The organism is Streptomyces fagopyri, assembly GCF_009498275.1.
In the GTDB taxonomy this organism is placed as follows: domain Bacteria; phylum Actinomycetota; class Actinomycetes; order Streptomycetales; family Streptomycetaceae; genus Streptomyces; species Streptomyces fagopyri.
On record NZ_CP045643.1, the window covers coordinates 1,923,588 to 1,938,357 of the forward strand.

General features: G+C 72.8%; 11 protein-coding genes and 1 tRNA gene. 7 read left to right on the plus strand and 5 right to left on the minus strand.

Annotated elements, in window-relative coordinates; genetic code table 11:
* Nucleotides 1-52 precede the first annotated feature (52 nt).
* Nucleotides 53-1,201 (minus strand): WD40/YVTN/BNR-like repeat-containing protein, encoded by a 1,149-nt coding sequence (locus tag GFH48_RS08175; protein ID WP_153287626.1) that lies wholly within the window; start codon nucleotides 1,199-1,201, stop codon nucleotides 53-55.
* 268 nt (nucleotides 1,202-1,469) lie between these two features.
* On the opposite strand from GFH48_RS08175, the gene ssgD reads away from it, so the two are divergent.
* Complete coding sequence (gene ssgD / locus GFH48_RS08180; protein ID WP_153292785.1) at nucleotides 1,470-1,886, plus strand: spore wall synthesis regulator SsgD; 417 nt, start codon at nucleotides 1,470-1,472, stop codon at nucleotides 1,884-1,886.
* Between the two features lie 259 nt (nucleotides 1,887-2,145).
* On the opposite strand, the gene GFH48_RS08185 is transcribed toward ssgD, so the two are convergent.
* Nucleotides 2,146-2,826 (minus strand): GOLPH3/VPS74 family protein, encoded by a 681-nt coding sequence (locus GFH48_RS08185; protein WP_153287627.1) that lies wholly within the window; start codon nucleotides 2,824-2,826, stop codon nucleotides 2,146-2,148.
* 319 nt (nucleotides 2,827-3,145) lie between these two features.
* On the opposite strand from GFH48_RS08185, the gene GFH48_RS08190 reads away from it, so the two are divergent.
* From GFH48_RS08190 to GFH48_RS08205, 4 genes are all read left to right on the plus strand, one after another.
* Nucleotides 3,146-4,771, plus strand: a complete 1,626-nt coding sequence (locus GFH48_RS08190; protein ID WP_153287628.1) for an ABC-F family ATP-binding cassette domain-containing protein — start codon at nucleotides 3,146-3,148, stop codon at nucleotides 4,769-4,771.
* A gap of 192 nt (nucleotides 4,772-4,963) precedes the next feature.
* The gene (ddaH, locus tag GFH48_RS08195; protein WP_153287629.1) at nucleotides 4,964-5,740 is read left to right on the plus strand and encodes a dimethylargininase; all 777 of its coding nucleotides are present in this window, start codon (nucleotides 4,964-4,966) and stop codon (nucleotides 5,738-5,740) included.
* A 366-nt stretch (nucleotides 5,741-6,106) separates the two neighbouring features.
* Nucleotides 6,107-7,084 (plus strand): acyl-ACP desaturase, encoded by a 978-nt coding sequence (locus GFH48_RS08200; RefSeq protein WP_153287630.1) that lies wholly within the window; start codon nucleotides 6,107-6,109, stop codon nucleotides 7,082-7,084.
* Between the two features lie 272 nt (nucleotides 7,085-7,356).
* The gene (locus GFH48_RS08205; RefSeq protein WP_153287631.1) at nucleotides 7,357-8,223 is read left to right on the plus strand and encodes a hypothetical protein; all 867 of its coding nucleotides are present in this window, start codon (nucleotides 7,357-7,359) and stop codon (nucleotides 8,221-8,223) included.
* A gap of 22 nt (nucleotides 8,224-8,245) precedes the next feature.
* Here the strand turns inward: GFH48_RS08205 and GFH48_RS08210 are convergent.
* Nucleotides 8,246-8,320, minus strand: a tRNA-Gly gene (locus tag GFH48_RS08210).
* A gap of 90 nt (nucleotides 8,321-8,410) precedes the next feature.
* Between GFH48_RS08210 and GFH48_RS08215 the strand changes: the two genes are divergently transcribed.
* Both GFH48_RS08215 and GFH48_RS08220 read left to right on the plus strand, forming a co-directional pair.
* Nucleotides 8,411-9,838, plus strand: coding sequence for a DUF2201 family putative metallopeptidase (locus GFH48_RS08215; protein WP_153287632.1), 1,428 nt, complete (start codon nucleotides 8,411-8,413; stop codon nucleotides 9,836-9,838).
* Complete coding sequence (locus GFH48_RS08220; RefSeq protein ID WP_153287633.1) at nucleotides 9,835-11,649, plus strand: MoxR family ATPase; 1,815 nt, start codon at nucleotides 9,835-9,837, stop codon at nucleotides 11,647-11,649. Before GFH48_RS08215 ends, GFH48_RS08220 begins: the two co-directional genes overlap by 4 nt.
* 501 nt (nucleotides 11,650-12,150) lie before the next feature.
* Here GFH48_RS08220 and GFH48_RS08225 read toward each other — a convergent pair.
* Both GFH48_RS08225 and GFH48_RS08230 read right to left on the minus strand, forming a co-directional pair.
* Entirely contained in the window at nucleotides 12,151-13,326 is a 1,176-nt protein-coding gene (locus GFH48_RS08225; protein ID WP_153287634.1) for a leucine-rich repeat domain-containing protein, read from the minus strand.
* A gap of 77 nt (nucleotides 13,327-13,403) precedes the next feature.
* Entirely contained in the window at nucleotides 13,404-14,747 is a 1,344-nt protein-coding gene (locus GFH48_RS08230) for an SDR family NAD(P)-dependent oxidoreductase (RefSeq protein WP_153287635.1), read from the minus strand.
* Nucleotides 14,748-14,770 lie beyond the last annotated feature (23 nt).

The following is a 14,770-nucleotide window of genomic DNA, read 5'->3' on the forward strand; positions in this document are numbered from 1 at the left end:
GTCGCCCCGGGCCTGCCGGCCGGGACCCGTCGCTCCTCGCACGGCCACGGGGTCAGCGCTCCAGGCGTGCCACCCGGCCCTTCTCACCGGCGGCCCAGCAGCCCAGGTCGGCGGTGCAGTCCACGGTGTCGTACGAGCCGGTGTCCAGGGTCCGCCAGGTACGGCCGCCGTCGGTCGTGAGGTCGGTGCCGGTCGGGCCGACCGCGAGGGCGGAGGCGCGGCTGTGCGGGAGCCAGGCGACTCCGGAGCGGTAGGCGGGCGGCGGGCGGCCGGCCGGGGTCCAGGTGCGGCCGCCGTCGCCGCTGACGGCCGCCGACCGGGGGGACGTCTGGTCGGCGCGGTAGTCGCCGCCGACCGCGAGGCCGTGGGCGCGGTCGCGGAAGGCGAGGGCGAAGACACCGCGTGCCGGGTCGCCGGCCGGGATCGGAGTGTCGGCCGCCTTCCAGGTCAGTCCCCGGTCGCCGGAGTGCAGCACGCGCGTGTGGGCGCCCCCGCCGGTGGCCAGCCACACGTCCCGCGGTCCCGCGCTCACGAGGCACTGCCCGCTCGCCGCGAATCCCGCCTCGCCGTCCTGCGCGGCGGGCATGCCGTCACCGGGCAGCACCGTCCAGGAACGCCCTCCGTCGCTCGTGGACAGGATGCGGAACCTGCCGTCCACGGGGTCGCTCATCGCCAGGCCGTGACGCCGGTCGAAGAAGGTGAGGCAGTCGTAGAAGGCCTTCGGATCGGTGTTGCGGAAGGACTCGGTCCAGGTGGCGCCGCCGTCGTCGGTGCGGAAGACCCGGGAGGCCTCCCCCTCTCCGATGGTCAGGGCCACGGCGCGCCGGGCGTCGAACGCCTCGATGTCACGGAACTCCAGTCCGGCCGCGCCGGGCGGCGAGACGTCGTGCCAGTGCGCGCCGCCGTCCGTGGTGCGCAGCACGGTGCCCTTCGATCCGGCCACCCAGGCGGTGTTCCGGCCGACGGCGGACAGCCCGCGGAACCGCGCGTCCGTACCGCCGGCCTTGAGTTCCCAGTGGACGACGGCCTTCCCGCTTCCGTGCGCCCGCGTTCCGTGCGCCCGCGTTCCGTGCGCCTGCGCTTCGTGCGCCTGCGCGGGCGCCGCCGCCGTCAGCGCTGCGGCGAACGCGGCCGCGCACAGTCCCACGGTGACCGTCCGACTCGCCCGACTCTTGCGTCTCGACTTCCCCAAGCCCCTCATGGCGGGCGAAGCTAGCCCACTCGCCCGGCGCCGTCCAGATGTCCTCGGCGGGAACCCCGTGACGCCTGTTGGTGTCCTCACCGGTATCGCGGGCACGCGGGGGACTGGAAATGGATCATCACGGTCCGCCGCGGGCCACCGCGAGGAAGGGCTCGGTGACAGATGTCACTCGGGTCACAGGTGCACTGAACGGCTCGTTCGTTCGTCTCAACAGATGCCTGGCCTCATCCGCCCGAAGTTCGTCCAGCCGTCACAAGGGAGCAAGGCGTTGTCCACCGTCATCGAGCAGCCCGTAGAGGCCCGTCTCGTCGCCGCCGCGCCGCGGATGCCGAGCATTCCCGCAACGCTCCACTACGACCGGAGCGACCCCTTCGCCGTCCGTATGACCTTCCCGGCCCCGGCCACGCTGGAGGGCGTGGAGGTGTGCTGGACGTTCGCGCGCGAACTGCTCGTCTCCGGCATGGAGGACGCCGTGGGCTACGGCGACGTCCGGGTGCGGCCGTACGGATACGACCGCACCGTCCTGGAGTTCCACGCCCCCGAGGGCACCGCCGTGGTGCATGTGCGCTCAGGCGAGATGCGGCACTTCCTGCGGCGCACGACCGAGCTGGTGCCGGTCGGGAACGAACACCTCCAGGTCGACCTGGACCACGACCTGGCGGAGCTCCTGCGGGGCACCTGCTAGGACGGTGCCCCGCGGGCAGGCACGCGCCTGCGGAGCCGTGCGCGGCCCGGCCCCTCGGCGGGCGGTGCGCCGAGCCGGTGCGAGCGGGGACGGAGCGGGCCCGGGTGCCCGCCACGAACGACATGGGCGTCCGCGGGTCGACGGCCCCGACGACGCGAACCCCGGCCGCGCGAACCCGGCGGCGCGAGCCCCGCGACACCTGGCGGCGCGCCGCGCCGTGTGTACGTTCCACGGCACCACGGGCCGGCTCCCACCCCGGTCAGCCGCCCGTCGCCGCTCCCGCGGTCGAGGCCGCGGTGGCCGCCACGATCATCGCCGTACGCACTTCCTGGATGACCTTCTTCAGCGCCGGGGCCGCGGCTCCGCTGCGCTCGGTGAGCTCCTCGATACGCTCCTTGTACAGCTTGCGGTCCTTGCCCGGTACGAGGGTGCGCAGCTCGGCCGCGGCGGCAAGCGCGACGAGGGCCGCGTCCCGGTCGGAGACCTCCGTGACGGACAGGGGTCCCCGCAGGACCGCCCGTGCCTCCTCCCGCAGCGCCTCCACCGCCTCCACCCGCTCCAGCCGGTAGTCCACGGACGGGAAAAGCCCCAGCACCCTTTTCTTGCCGGCCCGCAGATATCCCTCGGCGGCGAGCTGCGCGCGGACCGCGTCGACGGTGACGCGCGCCCGGAGGGTCACCCAGGTCTTCCACTTCCGCGGCCGGGACTCCTCGACGAGTTCCAGGAGTCCGTCGAGGGCGAGATCACCCGTGCGGGCGTCGATGTCCACCGGCGTGGCGATGCCGTCCACATCGGCGAGCAGTCCGCGCTGGGCCAGCTCCGTGAGCGCGCCGGCGCGGACCAGATGGTGGAGATGGGTCTCGCCGGTGACCTTGAGCCGCGTGGTGTCCCAGGACAGCAGGTAGAGCCGGGCGGGCAGCGACAGCGGGCCGTTGGGCACGGGGGCTCCTTCGGAGGGCGGGCGGGGCCGGCACGGGGACGGGGCCGGCCCCGTTAATGCGTTGACACGCCTTGTACCCGTTCCTACGGTGTACAGCGGTTCTGTTGCCGTCGAACGGAGAAGGACGTTGCTCTACTGAGGTCGGATGACACCGCTCCACACGACCCGCCGTTTCCGGCCGGCCCGTGCGTGGCGTGCGACCTCGGTGCGTGAGCCGCCCTTCTGTCACGGGACTCCCACCTCTTCTCTCCGGTCCGCCGTCGCTCAGCGGTGTCTCACACGCGTTGCCCTTGACCCCATCGAGCGACCGCGAGGCCCCATGTCCGCATCCATCACCTGTACCTCACTCTCCTTCGCCTGGCCCGACGGCAGCACCGTCTTCGACGACCTCCGGATCGCCTTCGGTCCCGGCAGGACCGGTCTCGTAGGCGTCAACGGATCGGGTAAGACGACCCTGTTGAAGCTGATCGCGGGAGAACTCACCCCGGCCGACGGCACGGTGCGCGTCGCCGGCGAGGTCGGGTACCTCCCGCAGAACGTCACCCTCGACACCGGCCTCCGGGTCGACGAGGCACTCGGTGTCGCCGCCACCCGCGCCGCGCTGCACGCCATCGAGGCGGGCGACGCGGCCGCGGAACACTTCGAGGCCGTCGGCGACGACTGGGACGTCGAGGAGCGCGCGCTCGCGATGCTCGGCGAACTCGGTCTCGGCCACGTCGAGCTGGACCGCACCATCGGCGAGGTGTCGGGCGGCGAGTCGGTGCTGCTCCGGCTGGCCGCGCTCCTGCTGCGGCGGCCCGACGTACTGCTGCTGGACGAACCCACCAACAACCTCGACCTGTACGCGCGCCGCCGGCTGTACGCGGCCGTCGAGGCCTGGTCCGGGGTCATGGTCGTGGTCAGCCACGACCGTGAGCTGCTCGACCTGGTCGACAATGTCGCCGATCTGCGCGCCGGCGAGGTCACCTGGTTCGGGGGCAACTTCTCCGCGTACGAGGAGGCGCTCGCCGAAGAGCAGGAGGCGGCCGAGCGCATGGTGCGCGTCGCCGGGGCCGATCTGCGCAAGCAGAAGCGCGAGCTGGTCGACGCGCAGGTCAAGCTGGCCCGCCGCAAGCGGTACGGGCAGAAGATGAACGACCAGAAGCGGGAGCCGAAGATCGTCATGGGGGCGCGCAAACGGGCCGCCCAGGAATCGGCGGGCAAGCACCGCATCATGCACGAGGAGCGGCTCGCCGAGGCGAAGGAACGGTTCGACGACGCGGTGGAGGCGGTCCGGGACGACGACGAGATCCGCGTCGACCTGCCGTACACCGCGGTGCCGCCCGGCCGCGCCGTCCTCACGCTGGAGAACCTGGAGCTGAGGTACGGCGCGCGGGTGGCGGGCATGTTCGATCTGCGCGGACCCGAGCGGATCGCGCTGATCGGGCGCAACGGCGCGGGCAAGACCACGCTGCTGCGGACGATCGCCGGGGAGCTGGCCGCGGTGTCCGGTGAGGCCAGGACCCATGTGCCGACACGTTTCCTGCCCCAGCGGCTCGACGTCCTCGACGACGGGCTGACGGTGGCCGAGAACGTGGCCCGCTTCGCGCCGGACGCCACCAACAACCGGATCCGGGCGCGGCTGGCCCGCTTCCTCTTCAAGGGGGCACGGGCCGATCAGCGGGCCGCGACCCTCTCCGGCGGCGAACGCTTCCGGGCGGCGCTGGCGGCACTGATGCTGGCCGATCCCGCGCCGCAGCTCCTGATGCTCGACGAGCCGACGAACAACCTCGACATGGCGAGCGTCCGGCAGCTCACCACGGCCCTGGACTCGTACGAGGGCGCGCTGATCGTCGCCGGCCACGACATGCCGTTCCTGGAGTCGATCGGAATCACACGCTGGCTGGTGCTGGAAGGAGGAGAACTGAAAGAAACCACGCCGGAAGCTGTCGGGTATCCCGCATAGCGGGGACCCGCGGGGCTGGCTAACGTCGGTCGGAACGCGGGGCCGCCCGGCGCCGGTCCCGGAGTTCCCGGGGCCGGCCGGCGGCCTCCTGTCGTCGGGCCGGAACCGCGTCGCGTCCGGCGGGGGGTGTTGCGCGCGCGAACGGCGCTGCATGATGTGCGCCGACGCACCCTGCCGATTCGGAGACCGCACGTGCCCAGCCAGAAAGCACTCATCCGCAGACCCAGCCCCCGTCTCGCCGAGGGGCTCGTGACGCACATCGAGCGCGAGAAGGTGGACGTCGACCTGGCGATGGAGCAGTGGGAGGCGTACGCGCGGGCCCTGCGCACGCACGGCTGGGACACCGTCGAGGTGGATCCGGCCGACGACTGCCCCGACTCGGTGTTCGTGGAGGACGCCGTCGTCGTCTTCCGCAACGTCGCGCTGATCTCCCGCCCCGGCGCCGAGTCCCGGCGCGGCGAGACGGCCGGGGTGGAGGAGGCCGTGGCCCGGCTGGGCTGCTCGGTGAACTGGATCTGGGAGCCCGGCACCCTGGACGGCGGCGACGTCCTCAAGGTCGGCGACACGGTCTACGTGGGCCGCGGCGGACGCACCAACGCCGCCGGGGTCCAGCAGCTGCGCGCGGCCCTGGAACCGCTCGGGGCGCGGGTCGTTCCCGTGCCCGTGAGCAAGGTGCTGCACCTGAAGTCGGCGGTCACGGCGCTGCCCGACGGGACGGTGATCGGCCATGAGCCGCTGGTGGACACGCCGTCGCTGTTCCCGCGCTTCCTGCCGGTGCCGGAGGAGTCCGGGGCCCATGTCGTCCTGCTGGGCGGCGAGAAGGTGCTGATGGCGGCGAGCGCGCCGAAGACCGCGGAGCTGCTCGCGGGCCTCGGTCACGAGCCGGTCGTCGTGGACATCGGCGAGTTCGAGAAGCTCGAGGGCTGCGTGACCTGTCTCTCGGTGAGACTCCGGGAGTTGTACACCTGAACGAGTGAACGACCCACCCGTTCGGCTCCGGGACCTGTGCGGCGGGAGCGGGTCGACGGGACTCCGGAGCGAGCCCCGAGGGCCGCTGTACCGCCTGCCGAACCCCGCTGATCAGGCACTCTTTACAGCGAACTTAACCTACGGTTTCGTAACCTACGGAAACGTAGCCTACGATGCCGTAGGTTGCGTCCCCGCTCAGCCGTTCGTCCAGTCATCCGTTTAAACAGCTCGGCCGGTCATCCGTTTCAGCAGCTCGGCCAGTCGTTTCAGCAGCTCGGCCGGGTCACCCGGTGCACCCGGTGACCCGCGCGGCGACGCACCGACTCTCCAAATCGCTCAGTACTTCCACGTCCCCCTGGAGCACCCGTGACGATTACTTCTCCCCACCTCGGCAGCCCGTCCGCGGCCTGGACCGACGCTCGGCTGCTGTACGCGCTGGAGGAAGTGGTCGAAACCGAGCTCAACCGTCACCTCAAGGTGGCCAAGGACTGGATGCCCCACGAGTACGTGCCGTGGAGCGACGCGCGCAACTTCCCCGGCCTGTTCGAGGACGGCGAGGCCTGGGGCAAGGAGCAGTCGAAGGTCACGGAGATCGGCCGGATCGCGCTGGTCGTCAACCTCCTCACCGAGGACAACCTGCCCAGCTACCACCACGAGATCGCCGCGCTCTTCGGCCGTGACGGCGCCTGGGGCACCTGGGTGCACCGCTGGACCGCCGAGGAGGGCCGGCACGGCATCGTCATGCGCGACTACCTGCTCGCCTCGCGCGCCGTCGACCCCGACAAGCTCGAGGCGTTCCGTATGGCGCACATGAACGAGGGCTTCGAGTCGGACAACCGTCACTCGATGCTGCACACGGTCGCGTACGTCGCCTTCCAGGAGCTCGCGACCCGCGTCTCGCACCGCAACACCGGTCACCAGTCGGGCGACCCGGTCTGCGACCGGATGCTGGCGCGCATCGCGACCGACGAGAACCTGCACATGGTCTTCTACCGGAACCTGCTCAAGGCCGCGTTCGAACTGGCCCCCGACCTGACCATGTCGGCCGTCCGCGACGTCGTCGTCAACTTCCGGATGCCCGGACACGGCATGCCCGGCTTCGAGCGCGCCGCCGCCCAGATGGCCATCGGCGAGGTCTACAACATGCGCATCCACCACGACGACGTGATGCAGCCGGTGCTGCGCCACCTCAAGGTCCTGGAGATGGACGGCCTCGGCCCGGAGGGCCTGCAGGCCCAGGAGGAGCTCGGCTTCTTCATGGGCGGCCTGGACGCGGAGGCCTCGAAGTTCGACGAGAAGCTCGCGGCACGCAAGGCGCGGATGGCCGCGCGCGCCGCCGGCTGACACCCCCGCCCGTCGCACCGCCGGGGCCGACGGCCCCGGACCTGCCACCCCGCTCGTACGCCGTCACCTGGTCCAGCGTTGCTCCCCGCCGCGCCGGCCACCGGGTGGCGGCGTCGTGCTCCCGGCCCCTTCGACGGTGACGGATGAGGCTCAACGGGCTCCCGGCGCACTGCCCGGGAGCGCGGTCCCCACGGGGACCCTGTCCGCCCGCGACCGCGCGGCCGACCGATTTTCCGGTGCGCACCCGCACCCGGCTGCGGCATCATGCGGCCATGCGAGACACCACCACGTCGGAACGGGCGACCGCGTTCCTGCTGGGCCTGCTCGGGGACGCGGACGCCGAGCGGATGCGGCGGCGGATCGGTCTGCGGCCTCCGCCACCCGACGGGGAGTCGGGAGAGTCCGAGGAGGCCCTCGACGCCCGGCGCGCGGTGTACTCCTGGTGGACGCGCACGCCCGTGCCGTCCTCCGTTCTGCTGTGGGTTCTGGAGGAGGACGATCCGGAGCTCAACGCCCTGGTGTGGCGGCATCTCTCGGCGGACGACGCGATGCGCCGCGCGATCGTACGCGGGATACCGCACGGTCCCGGCCGCAGAAGGGCCGTACCGCTGGCCGAGTCGGTGCGCCGGGAGCCGGAACCACCGGTGCCCGAGCACTTCAGCCGGTTCGGGCTCGTCGGCGCGCTGCGGGCCTGCCGGTCCATGGACCCGGCGCGGAAGGCCGCTTCCATGGTGGTGGGACGCCCCGGCTGGGAGGCGGTAGCGCTGGCCGACCAGGAGCGGGCGCTGCCCGGTTACGCGCGCTGGGCGCTGGCCGTGCGCCCCGACTGTCCGCCCGCGCTTCGCGAACGCTTCGGCTCGCACGCGAAGTTCACCCACCGGGTCCGGCAGTCGGGTGTCGTCGACGGTCCCGCGCGGTACGCGACCACGTGGAACCCCGCGGACCGGGTACTGCGGGTGCTGTCGCTGGGCCGGACGATGTTCCCGGCCCGCGTCCGGGAGGCCGAGGACGCACTGCGGCCGCTGGTGCGGGAGCATCTGGGCGACCGCGAGGACGCCTGGGCCGTACTCGCCCAGCTGGTCGGCACGTACTACGGCACGGTTCCCGAACTGCTCGCGACCGCCGGGGCCGTCGCCTGAACCGCGCGACGGCGCGAGGGGGGCGAGGCGGCTGGATTCGAACCAGCGTGCTCTGGTTTGGGAGACCAATCGCGCCTGCCTCTGCGCTACGGCCCCGCCCTTGGCATCGAGCGTAATGCCTTCGCCCGATGTCGGTGGGGCCTGGTACCAAGGAGGTGACGGGGAAGCACGGACACGGGGGCGGGACATGGCGTACAGGGAGCGGGGGCGGCGGCCCGTCGTCGATCTGGCGGACCGCAGGGCGCTCGGCCGGTACCGGCCGGCCGGCCCGGAAGTGGTCGAGCGGGCACGACGGCTCAAGGAGGCCGCGCTGCTCGACTTCGGCCTGACCGAGTCGGCGGTGGCGTCCTGGCTGTACGCGAAGTGCCACCACCAACTCGCCACGACCGCGGTGGACACGGCGGCCGTGGTGGCTTCGGGCGACGGCACCTGCCTGCTGCTCTACAACCCGGACTTCTTCGTACGACTCGGCCTGGACGGCGTGAAGTTCGTGCTGTTCCACGAGGCGCGGCATCTGGTGCAACGACACCTGTTCGCCGACCCGGAGCTGCGCGCCGACCCGGTCTTCGAGATGGCCACCGAGGTGTCGATCAACCACGTGGCGCTGGCGCGGCTGCGCCGGGAATCCCTGCCCCTGCTGGACGGGCGCCCCACGGGCGTCGACCCGCGCCTGATCCACACGGCGTACCGGCAGGACCTGCTCGCCCAGGGGCTGGAGCCGGTCGGCTACGACGAGTTCACCGAGACGGACATGACGGTGTACGGCGAGCTGAAGCGGATGCGCCACCCTCCGGTAGCCGCCCCGCGGATGTGCGTCCGTCTGACGACCGAGGTGCCCGCCGATCAGGGGACCGTCGACGAGGTCTCCTCCTCGGCGCTGCTCAACGCCCTGCTCGCGGCCCGCCGCGGCCACGCGGGCGCCGAGCGGGAGCTGCTCGACCTGATGGGCCGTACGGAGGACGCCTCGGCACGGACCGCGCGGATCTGGGGGCGGCTCGGTGCCGGAGCGCTGCGCGGCGAGACCGTCCGGACGCGGACGGTCGACTGGTGGCAGCGCTGGCTGGTCGACGTGCTGGGTTCGAAACTCCGCGACGGCGAGCGGCTGGTGTACCCCAAGAAGCGCGGCGCGCTGCTCGCGGCGCTCGGCCAGGAGCCGATGCTCTCGCGGCGCGGTCCGGTACGGGACAAGGTGCTCGTCATCGCCTACGACACCTCCGGCTCCATGCCGGACCGGGTGATCGACTGGCTCACCGGCCTGGTGGGGCAAATCGACGGGGTCGAGGCGCACTGGCTGTCCTTCGACGCCGAGGTGATGCCCTTCGAGCCGGGTGGCCGCGTCCTCGGCGGGGGCGGCACGGACTTCCAGGCCGTCGCCGACTACGTCGAGGGGCGCACCGAGGTGAACGGCCGCCGCTGCGAGGTGCGTCCGGACGCCGTGGTGGTGCTCACCGACGGCTGCGCCCCGCCGATCACCCCCGCCGAGCCCGACCGGTGGATCTGGCTGATCACCGAGGGCGGCAGCGACTGGCCCGAGACCCACAGCCCGGCCATGGACTGCCACCGTGTGACCACCGGCTCGCACCGACGCGCCTCAGTACAGGAGCAGCACCGATGACCACCGCAACGGACCCCGGCCGCACCGGTCGCGGCACACCCGTACCCTCCCGTCTGGAGGCGTTCATCGACGCCCTGATCGCCATGGGGCAGACGGGCCAGATCTTCGGCGAGCACGGTATCGGCAAGACGGCCACGTTCTTCTCGCACGTGGCGCGCGCCCACCCCGACACCACCCTGGTGTACGTGCCCGCGGCCAACCTCACCCCGGACGACCTGCTGGTCAACGCGCCGGTACGGGACGCCCTGAGCGGTGAACTAGTGCTGCGCCAGCTCGTGATGAGCCAGCTCAAGCCGGGCACCCCCTTCGTCCTGCTCATCGACGACTCACTGCAGGCCGGTGACACGGTCCAGTCCCAGCTGATGCAGATCGCCTGCGACTGGACGCTCGGCGAGCACGATCTCCGCGCCCTCGGCTGTGTCGGCGTCTTCCTCACCGACAACGAGTCGCTGGCCGAGACCTCGGCGCGGCGCGGTGACCTCGCGCTCCTCGACCGCATGGTCACCCTGCGCGTCACGGCGAAGGACACCTCGTGGCGCCGCCATCTGTCCGCCGTGTACCGGGAATGGGACCTGACACCGGTCTTCTCGCTGTGGGCCTCCCTGTCCCCCGCGCTGCGCGAGCTGCTCTCACCGCGCACCCTCGACCACATCCTGGCCAACGCCCGGGAGGGCTTCCCGCTGCGGTGGGCCCTGCCCCTGGTGGGCGGAGAGCGGCTGCGTCTCGTCGAGCCCCGCCCCGACGGCCGGCCCGGGCAGAACCGCACCACGGAGATCCTGAACCGGATCGCGGACGAGCTCGGTGTGCCCAATCCCGCGACGATCCCGGACCCGGTCCGCCAGGTCGTCAGGGCGGCCCTGCGCAATCGCTGGACCGTCCTGCTGCAGGGGCCGCCCGGCTGCGGAAAGACCGAGCTCGTACGGCAGACGGTCCGCGAGGGGCTCGGCAGGGAGCCGCTGTACTTCTCGCTGCCGGTGACCAACGTCGAGGACCTGTGCGCCCCGATCCCGTCGGCGGACGGCACCCTGGACAACCTGCTCGCGGCGAACTTCACGGGTCCCGAGCCGAAGGCGATCATCTGGGACGAGTACAACCGGCCCAAGGACAAGGCCGCGTTCGCCAAGCTGATGGAGATCACCCAGGAGTGGTCGCTGGCGGGGCGCCGGATCGAGAACCTGCGCGCGCAGATCGCCGTCCAGAATCCGCCGTACCACCTGGGCCGCAAGCTCCTGGTCGCCCGGAACAACATCGCGCAGGCCAGCCGGTTCACGGCCTCGCTGACGGTCGAGCCGCAGGACATCCCGGCGAACGAGTGGCTGCTCGCGCGGTACGGATCGGACGCCGAGACCGTCCTGGAGTGGTGGAAGAACGACATCGACGACGAGGGTCGTGCCTGGATCACCAAGCGCACGCTGGAGCGGCTCATCAAGCTGCACCGGCACGGGCTCGAACTGGAGATGGCGACGGTCTACCTCGGCGACGGCGAGTACGCTCCCGTCTCACTGACGGCGCTCGTCGACCGGCTGCGCGGACGCCCGGTGACGGGTCTGCGCGAGCTCGCCCGCGAGGCCGACGCCTGGGAGGCCCGGCTGCGGAACGCGGCCCATCACTCCGACGAGGGCACCGACGACAGTGACGTCGTCCACCAGATCCTCGCCAACGCGGAGCTGTCCCAGCTGAAGAAGCACCGGGCAGTGGTGGCACGGCTGGTCCCCCTGCTGCCGCCGAAGCTGCGGGCGACGTATCTGGTGGGGGCGTCGGCACAGCAACAGCGTTTCTGGACGGAGATGTTCACGGCCATGCGACGCTGACACCCGGGCGTCCCGGCCACGCCAGGTGCTTGCCGCGCGGCGCCCCACCCCGCGCCCCCGCGGCGGTCCCGCCCCGCTGACACCCCGGCGCCTCCGCGACACCCGATGCCTGCCGCGCGACGCCCCACCCGCCGCCCGGACCTCGCCGAGGCGTCCCATGCCCGCGGCGTGTCCCAGTGCCCGCCACCGGGTCTGGGCCTCCCCGCGCGTTCCGGTGGCCGCCGCATGGCCCGGTGCCCGCCGCGCGGCCCGGTGCCCGACCACGGGGTCTTGACCCGACCACGTGTTCCGGTGGCCGGCGCCTAGTCCGGTGGCCGACACCGGGCAAACGTCAGCGGTGCCCCCAGCCTCCGGGTTCTGGCCGTACGGTGCCGGCCTCCCGGTGCCGGCCTCCGGCTTCCCGCCGCCGGCAGGCACTGGTCCCGCTCGTCCGCACCGCCGGGCGCCGGCAGTACTCCTCGCCCCGCCAGGCCTTGGCCCCGCTCCTCCGCCCCGCCGGGTCTAACTTCCCGCCGCCGTCTCGGGAGGCGCCGTGCGGTGGACGCTGCGTACCGCGGCGACGTCCGCCGGCACCGCCGGGGCGGGGACGTGCGCGCTCAGCGCCGCCAGCCGCCGCTTCACGCTGGTGGCGATGCCGCCGCCCAGCACGAAGCGGGTCGCGGTGGTGGCGCGCGGCGCGGTGTCGAGGAGGCGGTGGGCCTCACGGCTGCGCATCCCGGTGTGGGTGAGGACGAGGTGCGCGAGACGGTGTTCGGCGCCCGCCAGCACGTCCGCGACGGCACCGGCCGCGGCGAGGTCGACATGGTTGTCGGCCGCGCCGAGCACCGCGGCCGCGCGAACCCGGCCCAGATCGAGCAGGGTCACCCCGGCCGTGGTCGCCGCCACCACCAGCCGGGCGGCGGCCCCGGCCCCGATGCCGTTGCTCGCGACGGACAGGCGCGTGAGCCGTCCGTACGGCGCCCGCTCCAGCGCCGCGGCCAGCCGCAGCGCACCCGAGTCCCCCAACCGCGCGGCCGATACGTAGAGTTCGTCGACCGCACCGGCGACGATCAGTTCGGCCAGCGGTTCGGCGCCCGCCGCACCCAGCGGATTGCCGCCCACGAACAGCCGCTCGACGCGGCGGCCGTTGTCCGCCGCGGTGAGGAGCGCGTCGGCGACAACGACCGCGCCCACCGCGTCGAGCCCGGTCTGCACGAGGTCCAGGGTGCGCAGCGACCGCGCGGCCTCGACGAGTTCGGCGGCCGCGCGCCCTCCCCCGCTGCCGAGCGGATTGCGCTTGAGCCATACGCCGGTGACGACCCGTGGAGAGGCGCGCAGTTGATCGGCGATCCGGCAGGCCCCGCCGGCGGTGATCCCGTTGCAGCCGAGATACAGCGTCTCGACGTCCGCGCCGCCGCCCGCCGCCGCGACGGCACCCTCGTCGCCGAGCCCGTCGGTGCCGAGCAGCAGATGCCGTACGGGGGAGGCGCCCTCGGAGAGCGCCTTCGCGATCAACGCCGCGCCTCGCGCGCCGATCCCCTGTTTGCACAGGTCGAGGCGCCCGTCGGGCAGCGCCGTACCCGCCGTGAAGTCCAGCCGTTCCCCCGCCGGACGGCCCCCGCGCAACCAGGAGAGCAGCGGCTCGAGTTCGGCCGTGGGACGCGGCACGACGGACGGCACGCCCGCGAACTCCGGCACGCTCCCCGGCTCCGGACGCCGCTTCGGGTGCGCCGTCGCGTGGGGCTCCGCTGCCGCCCTTTCCGCCCCGGTACCGCTCACCACTCCGCCTCCTGGTAGTCCTTGAGGAACACCCCGGACACCGGCGCGCCCGCCTCGCCCCGCACGATGGGGTCGTACACCCGGGCCGCCCCGTCCACCACGTCCAGCGGGGTGCGGAACCCCGCGCCCGCCATCCGTTCCTTCTTCGGAGCGGGGTTCTCGTCGGTGATCCAGCCGGTGTCGACCGCGCACATGTGCACGCCCCTGTCCGCCAGTTCGGCCGCACTGGTCCGGGTGAGCATGTTCAGGGCGGCCTTGGCCATGTTGGTGTGCGGGTGGCCCGCCATCTTGTTGCGTACCGCGAAGCGACCCTCCACGGCCGTCACGTTCACGACGTAACGACGAGGATGGGGTGAGGCCAGCAGCAGGGGCAGCAGGCGGTCGCAGAGCAGCGCCGGGGCCAGCGCGTTGACCAACTGGGTCTCCAGCACCTCGGCCGGGTCGAGGCCGCCCAGCCGCGCCGACCAGGAGTTCTCCGGAGACGGGTCGGGCAGCAGTCCGGCCTCGTCGGCCTCCCGCAGCGCGGCGGGCAGTGCCGCACGGCCGCTGCCCAACGCCCGCATCGGGGTGAAACCCGGTGCCTGCCGGGCGCCTTCGGGCAGTCCGGCGCGCTCCCCCGCGGCCAGCAGGGCGTACGACTCGACGGGCCGTCGCACGGTCTGCGCGGCGTTGTTCACCAGGATGTCGAGCGGCTCGCCCTCCTGTCGCAACTGCTCGCACAGTCCCAGCACTTGACGCGGATCACGCAGGTCCACCGCCAGCACCGTCAGCCGGTCCAGCCATGTCCCGCTGCCCGGCTCTGCGCGGAAGCGGCGCACGGTGTCGTGCGGGAAGCGGCTGGTGACCAGGAGTTCGGCGCCGTCGCGCAGCATCATCAGGGCCAGCTGGAAACCGATCTTGACCCGGCCTCCGGTGAGCAGCACGTGCCGCCCGCCCAGGTCCGTGGCGAGCGCGCGCCGGGCGGTGTTGTCGGCGGCGCAGTCCGGACAGAGCCGGTGGTAGAAGACGTCGACCTGCCGGTAGGGCGTCTTGCAGACGTAGCAGGTACGGGACTTCACGAAGACGCCACCCGTCGTGGCGCCGTCTCCGGGGTGCGCGAGCGGCGCGTCCTCCCGCCGGTCGAGCGCGCCCGTCGCGGTCGCGGCCATCACCGCCGCGTCGGCGGTGGACACCTCGGCGCCGCGCGCCTTGCGTCTGCGCAGCCGCCCGTCGCGCGCGAAGGACGCGGCGACCTGTTCCGCCCGCAGCCGTACCGGGTCGTCGACGGGCAGGTCCCGCAGCCTGCCGACCGTACGGTGGAATGCCGCCAGCTCGTCCGGTGTGACGCCGCCCTCGCCCATGTGTTCCCGCCCCGCGTGCACGC

Excerpts from the sequence above, each read along its gene's own strand:
- GFH48_RS08175 (WP_153287626.1), bottom strand. The coding sequence starts at position 1,201 with ATGAGGGGCTTGGGGAAGTCGAGACGCAAGAGTCGGGCGAGTCGGACG.
- GFH48_RS08190 (WP_153287628.1), top strand. The coding sequence starts at position 3,146 with ATGTCCGCATCCATCACCTGTACCTCACTCTCCTTCGCCTGGCCCGAC.
- GFH48_RS08205 (WP_153287631.1), top strand. The coding sequence starts at position 7,357 with ATGCGAGACACCACCACGTCGGAACGGGCGACCGCGTTCCTGCTGGGC.
- GFH48_RS08215 (WP_153287632.1), top strand. The coding sequence starts at position 8,411 with ATGGCGTACAGGGAGCGGGGGCGGCGGCCCGTCGTCGATCTGGCGGAC.
- GFH48_RS08220 (WP_153287633.1), top strand. The coding sequence starts at position 9,835 with ATGACCACCGCAACGGACCCCGGCCGCACCGGTCGCGGCACACCCGTA.
- GFH48_RS08230 (WP_153287635.1), bottom strand. The coding sequence starts at position 14,747 with ATGGGCGAGGGCGGCGTCACACCGGACGAGCTGGCGGCATTCCACCGT.